Here is a 12,591-nt window from a genome sequence, read left to right as displayed (position 1 = left end):
CTCCATGAGCATCGACCACGCCCCCTCGACAGACTCGGCCACCGAAGTGGCCACCGCGGCCGCGTCGGGCGCGAACGCCACCGAGCGTTTCACGTCCGACAAGCAGGCAGCCGCGAACACCCCGCCCGAGCGCGTCAGTGCGCTTGCTCGTCAGGTCATTTCGGCAGTCCACGACACCATCCGTGAGCACAAGGTCACCTACGACGAGTACAACGCACTCAAAGCGTGGCTGATCAACGTCGGTCAGACCGGTGAGTGGCCACTGTTCCTCGACGTCTGGGTAGAACACGTCGTCGAAGAAGTCGCCGGTGAAACGCGCGAGGGCAGCAAGGGCACCATTGAGGGCCCCTACTACGTTCCGAACGCACCCGAGCTCGGATCCGCAGCAATCCTGCCCACCCGCGACGGAGAGCAGGGCACACCGCTGCTGTTCCAGGGTCAGGTCACGAGCGTCGACGGCAGTCCGTTGCCGCACGCGGTCATCGAGATCTGGCATGCCGATTCGGACGGTTTCTACTCGCAGTTCGCCCCTGGCATCCCCGAGTGGAACCTCCGCGGCACGGTCACCGCGGACGATCAGGGCCAGTTCTGGATTCACACGATGAAGCCTGCGCCGTACCAGATCCCGACGGACGGTGCCTGCGGCAATCTCATCTCCGCGGCCGGCTGGCACCCGTGGCGTCCCGCACACCTGCACCTCAAGGTTGCGGCTGCCGGACATCAGCAGATCACCACCCAGCTCTACTTCCCCGGCGACGCGCACAACGACGACGACGTGGCCAACGCCGTCAAGCCCGAACTCATCCTCGATCCTCGTGAGGTCGACGGCGGCCAAGAAGTGACGTACAACTTCGTACTCGACAAGGCCTGATACACATGCTCTTTGCAGTGAAAATGGACGTCGCGCTGCCGCAGGACCTCGATGCGGACGTACGAACCGACACTCTCGCCAGAGAGAAGGCGTACTCGCAGCAGCTGCAGCGCGACGGTGAATGGGTGAGTATCTGGCGCATCGTCGGCCAGTACTCCAACCTCAGCATCTTCGACGTGCGGGACAACGAGCGGCTCCACGAGATTCTCTGGAATCTGCCGCTGTTTCCGTACATGAGGATCGATGTGAGCCCGCTGGCCCAGCACCCGTCGGACATTTCCGCGGTGTGACACATGATGTTGCAGGACTAATATCCGCCGAACTCGAAGTTGTGGACGGTATTCAGACGGTATCCGTCCACAACTTCGAGTTCGGCACCGCAGGTCCTCGCTCCCGCAGACCCTGTCGCCACTAATTCGACGCAGCAAAAAGGGGCTATCGACAAGCACGCTCGCGGAACGCAGACAAGAAAGGCGGCTCCGAATTTCTTCGGGGCCGCCTTCCAAATGCAATCTGTCGGGCTGACAGGATTTGAACCTGCGACCACTTGATCCCCAGCTAGATCGACCAACTCTCGATGGCCCCACCCGGACCCACCGCATAGCCCTGAGCAGGCGTTATCGTCCGATGTATGGCAACGATTCCTAAAGTAGTGCGATGAGATTCCCTTCGCCGATCTGGGCGTGATAAAGATCGAGGTTCATCTTCAGGAATGGGCTGTCGACAGCCCACACCAACGCGAGAGTGTCCGCGGCCTTGGCGACAGGCGTCCCCGGATGGTCGACGGCAGCATTGAGATTCTCCAGCGTGAACACACGTCCCGCTTGTTCACCCAGTGCCGCGATCGAGCGCAGCGTCTGTACTGCGGTCAGCCACATCGTCGGGCGTCACGACCTCCGCCGGGCGCAGCACCCCGGACCTACGAGGCCGGCAGCCACGGCCGTCGAGATGTCCGCGACGGAGCCTTCGGTGGGCGTACTGCGCGGTCGAAAACCGACCGGAGTTCACAGACATTCGTGCAGCGTCAGAACGTTGCTGAACTGATGTCTTCGATTAGCCGGGCCGGATAATGCAATCCGCATTGCACCGTTATCCGACGGCACATGGTTCTGAAGGGTCATCGAGAGTTCGAGATTCGTTGCATGAAGATCCGTTCGGCGAGAATGCTCCGACCCGTGGCACAGGCCTCGAACACATTCCGAACGAGCGATGTCATCGTGGTCGAACATCTGCCCGCCTGGCTTGCGTGCGACAAACCCATGAAGGACGCAGGTATGCGTCGAACGTTTGATATCAGCCTCGATCACTCATTCCGAAGTTCCGAGCCGTTGCCCTCGGTGGTGTTCCAATCCGATTGGAGTCCAGTGTCAGCGACGCTCGCCCAGCAGTGCGCTCAGTGCGGGTCCGACGGCGCGGTAGGTGTCGATCGTTCGAATTCGACCGTGTCCGATTCGCGCGAGATCGCGACCGAGGTCGACGTCGTTCTCTCCAGACGTGTCCAGGAGAACGTCGAGGCGCGGAATCCTGGACGCGGTGAGGCGCGGATCGGGGCCGGCGTTGTGCACGCAATCCGACAGGAGTAGTACCCGCGAGTCGGGGACGGAGACGGTGCGTAACAAGCCGACCGCGGTTTCCAGTGCGAACTGGACGTTGGTCAGCCCCTGTGCCGGGATGCGGAGAACGGTGTCGAGAATTCCGAGCGGTGTTTTCGGGTCTCCGAAACGGGTGAGTACGGCCGCATCGGACCAAAATGCGACGACGGCCAGGTTGTCCCGGGTCATCTCGCCGGCAAGAGCGCCAACGGTTGCAGCCGCCGTTCGTACCCGTTCACCTTTCATCGACCCGGAAATATCGACGACCAGCACGATGGAACGCTTGGTGTGCAGGCGTTCTCGGACGACGATGTCGTCGTCCTCGGGTATCGGATTGGCTGCCAACACGTCGAGCGTGTGGTCGAGATCGACCTCGTCGCTGCCGCCGCGGTAGCGCAGCGACGTCAGTTCGCCGACGCCGCGTCGCGCGCGAATGTCGAGGCGCGGACGTCGAACCGCCAGACGGGCAGCGATCGTGCGCGCGCGGGCTCGTGTCGCTGCGTCGGCGGCAGACTCCTCGTCGGTAGCGTCCTTCAACGGAATCGTTTCGGCCGACTCCTCGGTGATTCCCGGGGCAGACGGGTTGTTTTCGCCTGACGCCTTACCCGGCCTGCTGCTGCCCTGTGCTGTCAAGACCGCCCCGTTGCCACCACCGAGACGAAACAGCGACGGTGGCGTGGTCAGCTGTTTTGGCCTGCGCCGCAACGGTTTCAGCGTCCGCGAGGTGATGCGCGTTCCGGGCTTGCCTACCGGCGAGTCGGCGTCGACGGCTCTTCAACCGGGGGCGGCCGCGGCGGGGCGGAGAACGAAGTGATCCTGCCAGATGGTGAACAGGATCATTTCCGGTGTGGCGTCCGATGTCTCGTCGACGTGGATGCGCCCGGACAGTGCCACGTACATCGCATCGAGCATCGACTGCTGATAGTCCTCGGGCAAGTTGCGGGGCGGATCGACATCGGAGTCCACGGGAATCGTCACCTCCCGTAGATCAGCGAGCTGCTGGGCGACGAGCGTGAGATCGATCGCCCCGCGTACGCTGCTGCCCTGGATGATGTCCTCATGTTCCCGGGTCATCCGCGTTATCGCCACCGCGTCTGCGACGAGGCGGAACGAGTCCGATTCTGTTCGGAGAGCAACAATTCCGCGTTCGGCCTCGGCATCCTGGTACCCGATGGCAAGGCGACACAGCCGGTCGTGGACGCTCGTGGAAAGACGAGTTGTGCCGACGTTGTCGTACGGGTTCATCGACGCTACGACGCGGAACGTCGGGAGTGCGTGGACCGTCCCCACTCGGGGGATCGCGATACGTCGTTCCGCCATCGCGGTGAGCAGCGTGTTGAGGGTGTCTTCGGGTGCGCGGTTGAACTCTTCGATGTAGAGAAATCCGCCGGTCCGCATCGCCTCGATCAGCGGGCCCGGCACGAAGTTGTCCTCACTGTAATCCTCGCGCAGTACGCGAGCGGGGTTGTGATGTCCGACAATTCGCGCAGGCGTCAGATCCGCGTTGCCCTCGACGAAGAGCAGCGGGATATTCCATTCGGCCGTGATCGCGCCGAGCAGAGTGCTTTTGCTGGTGCCGGGCGGGCCCTCGATGAGGAGGTCTCGACCGGCCGCGACTGCCGCCAGAAGCAGGTCGAGTTCACGATCACGACCGACGACGCGCGCCGCGATTCGCTGCCGCACCTCACCGATCGACAATGTTGCGCTCATTTGATCGTGTACCCCGCATCCACGGGAAGTGTCGCGCCGGTGATGTAGCGGGCGTCGTCCGAGACGAGGAAGGCGATCGCGTTGGATATGTCGATCGCTTCCACCCACGGAATCGGTAGGACATTCGTCGTCGCGAAGATTGCTTCTGCCTTCTCGCGAGTCGGATTCGGATCGTCCGGCAGAAACAGCCCCCAGGTTTTGGGGTTCTGAATCATGACCGTATCGACGCCGGTCGGATGGACGGTGTTCACGCGAATGCTGTACTGCCCGAACTCGTTCGCAAGCGCGCGCATGATGCCGACGACCCCGTGCTTGGTGGCGGTGTAGTGCACCGTGTTGGGCGTTCCTTTGAGACCTGCCGTCGAACTGGTCAATACGATCGAACCGCCGCGACCGCCGGAGATGAGATGCGGTAGCGCGGCACGGCATGTGTTCCACACACCCGTCAGATTGACGTCGATCATGTTCTGCCAGGCATCGTCGGTGATATCGAGAGCCGGTGCGATCTCGAAGACGCCGGCGTTGCCGAGGACGATGTCGAGACGACCGAGTTCGGCGACGCCGCCGTCGACGGCCCTGCGCAATGCTGCGGAGTCCCGAACGTCGGCCTTGGTGGCGACGATGCGGCGGTCGAGCGCCTCGACCTGCCTCACCGTCTCGGCAAGGTCGGCTTCCGTTGCGGGCGGATACATTTCGATGGTGTCGACCACATCGCACAGATCGACGGCGATGATGTCGGCACCTTCCTGTGCGAGCCGCAGCGCGTGGCTGCGGCCCTGACTTCGCGCGGCACCGGTGATGAAGGCTACTTTTCCGTCGAGCTTTCCCATGATCGATCGGCCTACTTCGCCAGGAAGCCCGCGTCGACCGGCAAGGTGACTCCGGTGACGTACCGGGCGTCGTCCGAAACCAGCCAGGCGATCGCGTTGCTGATGTCGAGTGCTTCGAGCATGGGGACTGGCATCAGGTTTCCGATCATCGAGGCAGCGTCTGCGTTCTCCGTCAGCCACGTCTGCATCACGTCGTTGATCACCATCGGCGTGTTCACGCCCGTCGGATGCACGGTGTTCACGCGAATCGAGTACTGGGCCAGCCAGTTCGCAAAGGTGCGCATGAGCCCGACGACCGCGTGCTTACTGGCTGCGTAGCCGTCGCCTGCGCCGGTGCCGTTGCCGCCCGCGCCCGACAATCCTTGGGTCGAGCTCGTCAGGACGATCGCACCTCCCTGCCCTTTCTCGATCATGCTCGGCACGCCGACCTGCACCGTGTTCCACACCCCGAACAGGTTGACCTCGACAACGTCGCGGAACGTTGTCGCCTCACTTACGGCTTTCGCGCCCTGCGGAGCTATACCGGCATTCGCCAGGATGATGTCGATCGGCCCGAGTTCGGCGACGGCACCGTCGACAACGGCTTTGAGTGCGTCGTAGTCGCGAACGTCGGCTTCTCTGGCCACTATGCGGCGATCGAGCGCTTCCACCTCCTTCACGGTCTGCGCCAGATCCTCGGATGTGCTCATCGGATACGCGACCGTCTCGATCTGTCGGCAGATATCTATCGCAATGATGTCGGCACCGTCCTGCGCCAGCCTCAGAGCGTGACTACGCCCCTGGCCGCGTGCGGCACCGGTGATGAAGGCTACTTTTCCGTCGAGCTTTCCCATGATCGAACTTCCTTGTTCATCGTCGAAAACATCTCGGGCACAGAACGGTTCGGCAACTGGCCGGGTACGTTCACGGCAGGATGTCCGTTGCGGAGGACATACCTCGAACGTATCCGACACCGAGTGCAGAAGTGACCGAAATGGTCGAATCCTCGGCTCTGTCCCGGCCGAACACCCGCAATATCCTTGTGAATCACTCTTATTCGACAGGCGCGTGGTTGAAACCGGGCAAGATCATATGACCGGCGTCGACTGGAATCGTCACACCGGTCACGGCGGCGGCGAGGTCCGAGTTGAGATATAGAGCGGTGTTCGCGATCACCTCGGGCGGCATGAACGTGTGCCCCTTCAACGCATGAAGCTGTAACCACCCGCCATCATGTCCTCTTCGGTGCCGCCCTCGTGACCGGCGAACATGTCCCAGGCACCCTGATGGTCGGTCATGGGGGTCTTGATCGCGCCCGGGTTGATCGAGTTGCATCGAATTCCGTGGGGTGCCAGTTCCAGCGCAATGTTCTTCATCAACCCGATGACGCCGTGCTTCGCCGACACGTAGTGCGCATAATTCTGACCGGGTTCGAGTCCGTTCACGGACGAGGTGATGACGATGGAACCGGCCTGACGCTCGATCATATGCGGGGCAACAGCTTTCGCCGACTTCCAGACGCCGGTGAGGTTGACGCCGATCATGTCGTCCCACGACTGCTCGGAAAGTTCCCAGAACGGGCCCTGGGTCCAGATTCCGGCATTCGCGATGAGTACGTCGATCTTGCCGAACTCCGCGATCCCCGACGCCACCGCCGCGTCCATCTGGCTCTGATCCCGAACGTCGGCAACGACACTCAGTGCCCGCCGGTCCAAGGCTTCGACCTGCTTCACCGTCTCGGCCAAGTCGCTCTCCTTCGCCATCGCGTACGGAACCGTCGCAATCTGATCAGCGATATCGACCAGAATGACATCGGCACCCTCGCGGGCCGAGACCAGCGCGTGAGCACGACCCTGTCCACGCGCGCCGCCGGTGATCAGAACTGTCTTGCCGTCGAGAAGTCCCATCAGAGTCGTCCTCCTGCATCGACCACATGTGTGGTTCCGGTGATGTATCGCCCGGCGTCCGAGACGAGGTAGAGGACAGCATTGGAGATGTCCTCGGACTCGATCATGGGAACGGGGAGCGTGTTGAGCGTCAGTGCGGCTTCCTCGAAGTCGGCTCGGGTCGGTTCGGCCAAGTCGGGGCGAAACAGGCGAAATGTTGCGTCGTTGAGGATCATCGGGGTGGCCACGGTCGTCGGATGGATCGTGTTGACGCGGATACTCTGTGGCCCCAACTCCTTGGCAAGTACCTGCATCAAACCCACCAGGCCGGCCTTCGCGGCGGTGTAGTGGGCGATGTTTTCGTTCGCGACCATCGATGCCAAGGACGAGGTGATAACGATGGATCCGCCGCGGCCGCCCGAGACGATATGCGGTGCCGCGGCACGGACGGTCTTCCAGACGCCGGCGAGGTTGATGTCGATCATCGTCTGCCACATGACTTCCTCCATCTCGAGAGCCGGCGACATCGTGTTGATGCCGGCATTCGCGATGACGATGTCGACGCGACCGAGTTCAGCGGCACCGGAGTCGACTGCTGTGGTCAGTGCGGCCAGGTCGCGAACGTCGGCCTCGGAGGCGATGATGCGACGATCGAGGGCCTCGACCAGCCGAACGGTTTCGGCCAGGTCATCGACGGTTGCAGTGCGGTACGGAACGGTGTCGACCTGGGTCGAGACGTCGACGGCAATGATGTCCGCGCCTTCCTTTGCAAGCGCTATCGCGTGGCTGCGGCCCTGCCCCCTCGCAGCTCCGGTGATGAAGGCGACTTTGCCCTCGAGTGAACCCATGCTGCGCTCCTGACATGAACGTGTGATGTAGATCTCAGCTTATGTCACACGGTGTCAGAAGGTACGCGTTTCGAGATGCGAGGATGATCGAATGGCACACGGTGACAGCGGAGGGCGTCCGTCGGCGACCAGTCCGCACGAACTGGCCGCTGCGGCACAGCAACTGTTCCTCGAGAAGGGTTTCGACGAAACGAGCGTCGAGGACATCGCGTCCGCAGTCGGAGTCAGCAGACGCACGTTCTTTCGATACTTCCCGACCAAGGCAGACGTGCTGTGGGTGGAATCGCCCTCTGAACTCGCCCGGCTACGCGAGAACTTGGCGGCCGACGACGGCTCTGCTCCCTATGAACAGGTGTTGACGCGGTCCATTGTCGCGGCATTGACCTACCCGTCGGAGCAGCACCAATGGGCCTACCAGCGGGCACAATTGGTGCTGAAAGTACCGTCCGTCCAAACGCATGCGTCGTTTCGATTTGCCGAGTGGAAGGATGCGGCGGCCGAATTCGCCGCTATTCGGAGCGGCTCTTCCAAGACGGACCTGTTCCCGATCGCCGTCGGACATGCCGTGCTCGCGGCGATGTTGACGGCGCACGAATACTGGATCGGCGGACCAGGGCGCGACCTTCCACAGGCACTCGAATCGACATTCTCGATGCTGCTGCCCGGCCTTCCGACGCGCTGACGCGCTACCGCGATGAAACATCTCGGAATCGGGCGGACGACTTCCGACACCGGAAGGCGACGCGCGCGAACTACGTCGACGATCGAGTGGGGCCTCCAACATCCACCGCGGCAGGGACGCGACAACGACATCCAGTGCGAATTCGGTTGTCACCGAGGGATTTGCGATCGCAGATTCGATCACGCCGACATAGGCGTTGGCGACGTACGCCGCGTGTAGGGCTCAACTGTCGACGATACGAACCCCGTAGTGCCCTTGGAAGCGGTTGCCGAGGTTGCTCGGGCTGGTCGGTAGTCCATGTCTGCTGCCTAGCGCAGGTGACCGTCAGGGATGACGAGAGAAACTATGCTGAACTGGCGTTTCACGCCAGACGGTGCGGAAATTGCGATTTACAAGGTGGACACCGGCTCTTGCTAGGTCAACTGAATCACCCGACATAAGGAACCAGGACGCCCGGCGCGAACGCACGTGGCCGACCGCCGTCAGGGCTCGAGCGGTTCCCACAAGTGTTCATTTTGGATTCGAGATTCACGCGGTCGAAGCGTCCGAACCCTCCGCTCAGTCAGGGCGGTCGAGGCGGACGTCTGTGGACACCGAAAAGCAACTAAGGAACGAGTAGTGACACTGAGCGGCAGCGAGCCCATTATTCGAACGACGAAAGCGGTCCCGGACCGCTCCGGAACCGCTTTTGACGTACATCGATCTATGTCGGGCTGACAGGATTTGAACCTGCGACCACTTGACCCCCAGTCAAGTGCGCTACCAAGCTGCGCCACAGCCCGCCGCGCCCCGAAAGGCGCTTGCTGAGATTACCCCAGCCCTACCCCTGAGAGGAAATCGCCTGCTCAGGGGCGGGGTCGGACTACTTCAGCGGTTGTTGCCCTTGCCCGGCCGTTCCCGCTTCTCGCGGATACGCACCGAGACGCGCACGGGGCTGCCGTCGAAGTTGAACTCCTCACGCAGACGCCGCTCGATGAATCGGCGGTAGCCGGCCTCGAGGAAGCCGGTGGTGAACAGCACGAACGTCGGCGGCCGTGTACTGGCCTGCGTCGCGAACATGATGCGCGGCAGACGTCCACCACGCATCGGCGGCGGAGTGGCCGCCACGACTTCCTTGAGCCACGTGTTCAACCTGCCGGTGGGCACACGCTTGTCCCATGACTCCAGAGCCGTCTCGAGCGCAGGCACGAGCTTCTGCACCGCGCGGCCCGTCTGCGCCGAGATGTTCACGCGCTGCGCCCAGGGCACCCGAGCGAGATCGCGGTCGATCTCCTTCTCGAGCTGCTGACGACGATCGTCGTCCACCAGATCCCACTTGTTGAACGCCAGCACCAATGCGCGGCCGGCATCGGCGACCATGCTGAGCACACGCATGTCCTGCTCCGAGATCACCTCGGAGGCATCGAGAAGCAGAATCGCGACCTCGGCGGCCTCGATAGCAGACTTCGTCCGCAGTGACGCGTAGAACTCGGCACCACTGGCATGGCTGACGCGCTTGCGCAGTCCGGCGGTATCGACGAATCGCCATGTCTTGCCGCCCAATTCGACCAACGAGTCGACGGGGTCGACAGTGGTGCCGGCAACATCGTGCACCACCGAGCGTTCGTCACCCGAGAGCTTGTTGATCAGCGACGACTTGCCCACGTTCGGCTTACCGACCAGAGCGACGCGCCTGGGTCCCCCACCGGGGATTCCCTCACGCGGGGTCTCGGGTAAGGCCTCGAGCACACGGTCCAGCAGATCACCGGTACCGCGGCCGTGGGTGGCCGACACCGACAGCGGCTCCCCCAGCCCCAGCGACCACAGTGCGGCGACCTCGGACTCGGTCCGGCCGTCGTCGACCTTGTTGGCCACCAACAGAACCGGCGTCTTCGACCGGCGCAGCACTCGTGCGACAGCCTCGTCCGTCGTCGTCGAGCCGACTCGCGCGTCGACGACCAACAGGATCGCGTCGGCGGTGTGCATGGCCAACTCGGCTTGGCGCGCAACGGATGCCTGCAGACCCTTGGCGTCGGGTTCCCACCCGCCGGTGTCCTGCACCAGGAAGCGTCGACCACTCCAGTTCGCCTCGTACGACACGCGGTCGCGCGTGACGCCGGGAACGTCCTCGACCACTGCTTCACGCCGTCCGATGATGCGGTTGACGAGCGTCGACTTGCCGACGTTCGGTCGGCCCACCACGGCGAGAGTCGGTACGGCTACGGCATCTTCGCCGTCTTCGCCCTCGTTGAGGTCGACGTATTCCCACTCGCCCTCGTCGCTCCATGTTCCGTCGCCCGCGGTTTCCGCTGCGCCGGAGAAGAATTCTTCACTCACTGGACTGCTCCACTTCTGTCGTTCACCACGAGCAGCAAACGCTCGATCACGCCGTCGAGATCCAGCTCGCTGGTATCGACGATCACCGAATCCTCGGCGGGACGAAGCGGTGACACTGCTCTCGTCGAATCTGCATGATCGCGGCGTTGCACATCCGCGAGCACGGATTCGTAGTCGTCGCCGCGACCCTGTTCGATGTTCTGCTTGTTGCGACGCTCTGCCCGCGCCTCCGGTGAGGCAGTCAGGAACACCTTCACGTCGGCGTCGGGAAGAACGACGGTGCCGATGTCGCGGCCCTCCACCACGATTCGCGTCGAGGAGCTCGCAAGGTCGCGCTGAAGCTGCACCAACAGTTCACGCACCGCAGGCACAGCAGAGACGGCCGAGACGGCCTTGGTGACCGCATCGCCGCGGATTTCGCCGCTGACGTCCTCACCGTCGAGCAGAACGGTCTCAGACAGCGGGTCCTTGCCGATCTCGAGGGGAAGCGCCGCAACAGCTTTCGCAACTGCGTCTGCATCGGTGGGCTCGACGCCCGAGCGCAGCACCCACACCGTCGCGACGCGGTACATCGCACCGGTATCGAGGTAGCTTGCTTCCAATGCCGACGCGAGCCGGCGCGATACTGACGACTTCCCGGTGCCCGAGGGCCCGTCCATCGCCACGACGAGCGCACTCATCACAGGCCTACGGATTCGTAGAGCTTGCCGATCTCGCCGCGACCGAGAACACGCAGTGTCCCTGGACGCTGATCGCCGAGCACGATGTTGCCGACATCGGTACGTACGAGTCGTCCGACCGGGAAGCCGACCTTGTCGAACAACCGACGCACGATGTGCTTGCGGCCCTCGTGCAGGGTCACCTTGACGAGCGACTTGCCGTCGGAGATGTCGAGCAGCTGGAAACCGTCGACCTTCACAGGGCCGTCGTCGAGGGTGACGCCCTCACGCAGCTGCTTGCCGAGCGTGCGGGGAATGGTGCCCGACAATGTCGCGAGGTAGGTCTTCGACACCTCGAACGACGGGTGCATCAGGCGGTGAGCAAGATCACCGTCGTTGGTGAACAACAACAGCCCTTCGGTGTCGGCGTCGAGTCGGCCGACATGGAACAGTCGCTGCCCCGCCTGAACCCGCTCGGACACGATGTCGCCGACGCACGGGCGTCCCAGATCGTCGGACATCGTGCACTGCCATCCACGCGGCTTGTTCATCGCAAGATGAACCAGTTCTTCCTTCACGACCACACGGGTGCCGTCGACCCGGACCACAGCGATGTTCGGATCGATGCGGATGCCCTGTTCGGTGACAATGCGTCCGTCGACCTCGACGCGGCCGTCGGCGATCAGTTCCTCGGCGGCGCGACGCGATGCGACACCGGCCTGTGCGAGCACCTTCTGCAACCGAACACCTTCACCGGCGGGTACGTGCTTGCGCGGTGAGGAATCGGTGTGCTGATGCTTCGCCGGCTTGGCGTTGCTGATCGTGGTCGACGGAACCTGCTTCTTCTGCGGCTTCGGCGGCTTGGGACGCGAGGGCTTCTTACGAGGAACAGCGTCGTTGCTGCGGTCGTTGACGCCGGTCTCGGCAGGCTTGTGATCGAACGAGTCGTCCTGCTCGACGCCACGGCGAGGGGCAGGTCGGGCTCCTGTGCGAGGAGCTCCGGTACGGGGTGCGCCTGCGCGCGGTCCCCCGGTGCGCGGCGCTCCAGCGCGAGGTGCTCCGGTACGGGGAGCCCCGTCACGGGGTGCAGCGTCGCGGGTGCGATCTCCGCGGCGCGCGTCACGCGGAGTGTCCGACCTACCTGCGGTCGGCTTCCTGCGTGGGTCTTGTCTCTTGTTACGGTCCGGTGTGCCATCACGGCGAGCGGGCTTGTTCACT

11 protein-coding genes, 1 tRNA gene and 2 pseudogenes are annotated in these 12,591 nt (G+C 63.2%); 3 read left to right on the top strand and 11 right to left on the bottom strand.

Annotation, left to right across the window (positions count from 1 at the left end):
* Positions 1 to 4: 4 nt before the first annotated feature.
* Positions 5 to 871: a catechol 1,2-dioxygenase gene (catA, locus tag AABD04_RS11395; RefSeq protein ID WP_341441226.1), complete on the top strand. Its 867-nt coding sequence runs from the start codon at positions 5 to 7 to the stop codon at positions 869 to 871.
* A gap of 5 nt (positions 872 to 876) precedes the next feature.
* Positions 877 to 1,161 carry a muconolactone Delta-isomerase gene (gene catC, locus AABD04_RS11390; RefSeq protein WP_243610230.1) on the top strand — a complete coding sequence of 95 codons (285 nt, stop codon included), beginning with the start codon at positions 877 to 879 and terminating at the stop codon, positions 1,159 to 1,161.
* Positions 1,162 to 1,518: 357 nt separating this feature from the next.
* Here catC and AABD04_RS11385 read toward each other — a convergent pair.
* From AABD04_RS11385 to AABD04_RS11355, 7 genes and pseudogenes are all read right to left on the bottom strand, one after another.
* Positions 1,519 to 1,819 (bottom strand): annotated as a pseudogene (locus AABD04_RS11385) (TIM barrel protein); the annotation flags it as partial.
* A gap of 419 nt (positions 1,820 to 2,238) precedes the next feature.
* A complete protein-coding gene (locus AABD04_RS11380; protein ID WP_341441225.1) occupies positions 2,239 to 3,168 on the bottom strand; it encodes a vWA domain-containing protein in 930 nt (309 codons plus the stop codon).
* Between the two features lie 69 nt (positions 3,169 to 3,237).
* Positions 3,238 to 4,173: an AAA family ATPase gene (locus tag AABD04_RS11375; protein ID WP_341441224.1), complete on the bottom strand. Its 936-nt coding sequence runs from the start codon at positions 4,171 to 4,173 to the stop codon at positions 3,238 to 3,240.
* Positions 4,170 to 5,003 (bottom strand): mycofactocin-coupled SDR family oxidoreductase, encoded by an 834-nt coding sequence (locus AABD04_RS11370; protein ID WP_423228138.1) that lies wholly within the window; start codon positions 5,001 to 5,003, stop codon positions 4,170 to 4,172. Before AABD04_RS11370 ends, AABD04_RS11375 begins: the two co-directional genes overlap by 4 nt.
* 11 nt (positions 5,004 to 5,014) lie before the next feature.
* Positions 5,015 to 5,836 (bottom strand): mycofactocin-coupled SDR family oxidoreductase, encoded by an 822-nt coding sequence (locus AABD04_RS11365; protein WP_243596104.1) that lies wholly within the window; start codon positions 5,834 to 5,836, stop codon positions 5,015 to 5,017.
* A 199-nt stretch (positions 5,837 to 6,035) separates the two neighbouring features.
* Positions 6,036 to 6,889: pseudogene (locus tag AABD04_RS11360) on the bottom strand (mycofactocin-coupled SDR family oxidoreductase).
* The gene (locus AABD04_RS11355) at positions 6,889 to 7,716 is read right to left on the bottom strand and encodes a mycofactocin-coupled SDR family oxidoreductase (protein WP_341441223.1); all 828 of its coding nucleotides are present in this window, start codon (positions 7,714 to 7,716) and stop codon (positions 6,889 to 6,891) included. Before AABD04_RS11355 ends, AABD04_RS11360 begins: the two are co-directional and overlap by 1 nt.
* Before the next feature lie 91 nt (positions 7,717 to 7,807).
* Between AABD04_RS11355 and AABD04_RS11350 the strand changes: the two genes are divergently transcribed.
* Positions 7,808 to 8,398: an acyl-CoA-like ligand-binding transcription factor gene (locus AABD04_RS11350; protein ID WP_243596101.1), complete on the top strand. Its 591-nt coding sequence runs from the start codon at positions 7,808 to 7,810 to the stop codon at positions 8,396 to 8,398.
* A gap of 708 nt (positions 8,399 to 9,106) precedes the next feature.
* Here AABD04_RS11350 and AABD04_RS11345 read toward each other — a convergent pair.
* The 4 genes from AABD04_RS11345 to AABD04_RS11330 all read right to left on the bottom strand — a co-directional run bounded on the left by AABD04_RS11345 (position 9,107) and on the right by AABD04_RS11330 (position 12,590).
* A tRNA-Pro gene (locus tag AABD04_RS11345) sits at positions 9,107 to 9,180 on the bottom strand.
* 85 nt (positions 9,181 to 9,265) lie between these two features.
* Positions 9,266 to 10,714, bottom strand: coding sequence for a ribosome biogenesis GTPase Der (gene der / locus AABD04_RS11340; protein WP_243596100.1), 1,449 nt, complete (start codon positions 10,712 to 10,714; stop codon positions 9,266 to 9,268).
* Positions 10,711 to 11,394: a (d)CMP kinase gene (gene cmk / locus AABD04_RS11335; RefSeq protein WP_341441222.1), complete on the bottom strand. Its 684-nt coding sequence runs from the start codon at positions 11,392 to 11,394 to the stop codon at positions 10,711 to 10,713. Before cmk ends, der begins: the two co-directional genes overlap by 4 nt.
* A complete protein-coding gene (locus AABD04_RS11330; RefSeq protein WP_243596098.1) occupies positions 11,394 to 12,590 on the bottom strand; it encodes a pseudouridine synthase in 1,197 nt (398 codons plus the stop codon). The genes cmk and AABD04_RS11330 overlap by 1 nt, the downstream gene beginning before the upstream one ends.
* Between the last annotated feature and the right edge of the window lies 1 nt (position 12,591).

Origin of the sequence: Rhodococcoides navarretei (assembly GCF_038069675.1) — a bacterium.
GTDB lineage: Bacteria > Actinomycetota > Actinomycetes > Mycobacteriales > Mycobacteriaceae > Rhodococcoides > Rhodococcoides navarretei.
The sequence above is the reverse complement of the archived record's forward strand: the minus strand, read 5'-3'. Positions and strand labels throughout refer to the sequence as shown.

What these genes read in the sequence shown, in the direction of transcription:
- AABD04_RS11350 (WP_243596101.1), top strand. Translation starts at nt 7,808, where the DNA reads ATGGCACACGGTGACAGCGGAGGGCGTCCGTCGGCGACCAGTCCGCAC.
- AABD04_RS11370 (WP_423228138.1), bottom strand. Translation starts at nt 5,003, where the DNA reads ATGGGAAAGCTCGACGGAAAAGTAGCCTTCATCACCGGTGCCGCGCGA.
- AABD04_RS11375 (WP_341441224.1), bottom strand. Translation starts at nt 4,173, where the DNA reads ATGAGCGCAACATTGTCGATCGGTGAGGTGCGGCAGCGAATCGCGGCG.
- catC (WP_243610230.1), top strand. Translation starts at nt 877, where the DNA reads ATGCTCTTTGCAGTGAAAATGGACGTCGCGCTGCCGCAGGACCTCGAT.
- catA (WP_341441226.1), top strand. Translation starts at nt 5, where the DNA reads ATGAGCATCGACCACGCCCCCTCGACAGACTCGGCCACCGAAGTGGCC.
- cmk (WP_341441222.1), bottom strand. Translation starts at nt 11,394, where the DNA reads ATGAGTGCGCTCGTCGTGGCGATGGACGGGCCCTCGGGCACCGGGAAG.
- AABD04_RS11365 (WP_243596104.1), bottom strand. Translation starts at nt 5,836, where the DNA reads ATGGGAAAGCTCGACGGAAAAGTAGCCTTCATCACCGGTGCCGCACGC.
- AABD04_RS11355 (WP_341441223.1), bottom strand. Translation starts at nt 7,716, where the DNA reads ATGGGTTCACTCGAGGGCAAAGTCGCCTTCATCACCGGAGCTGCGAGG.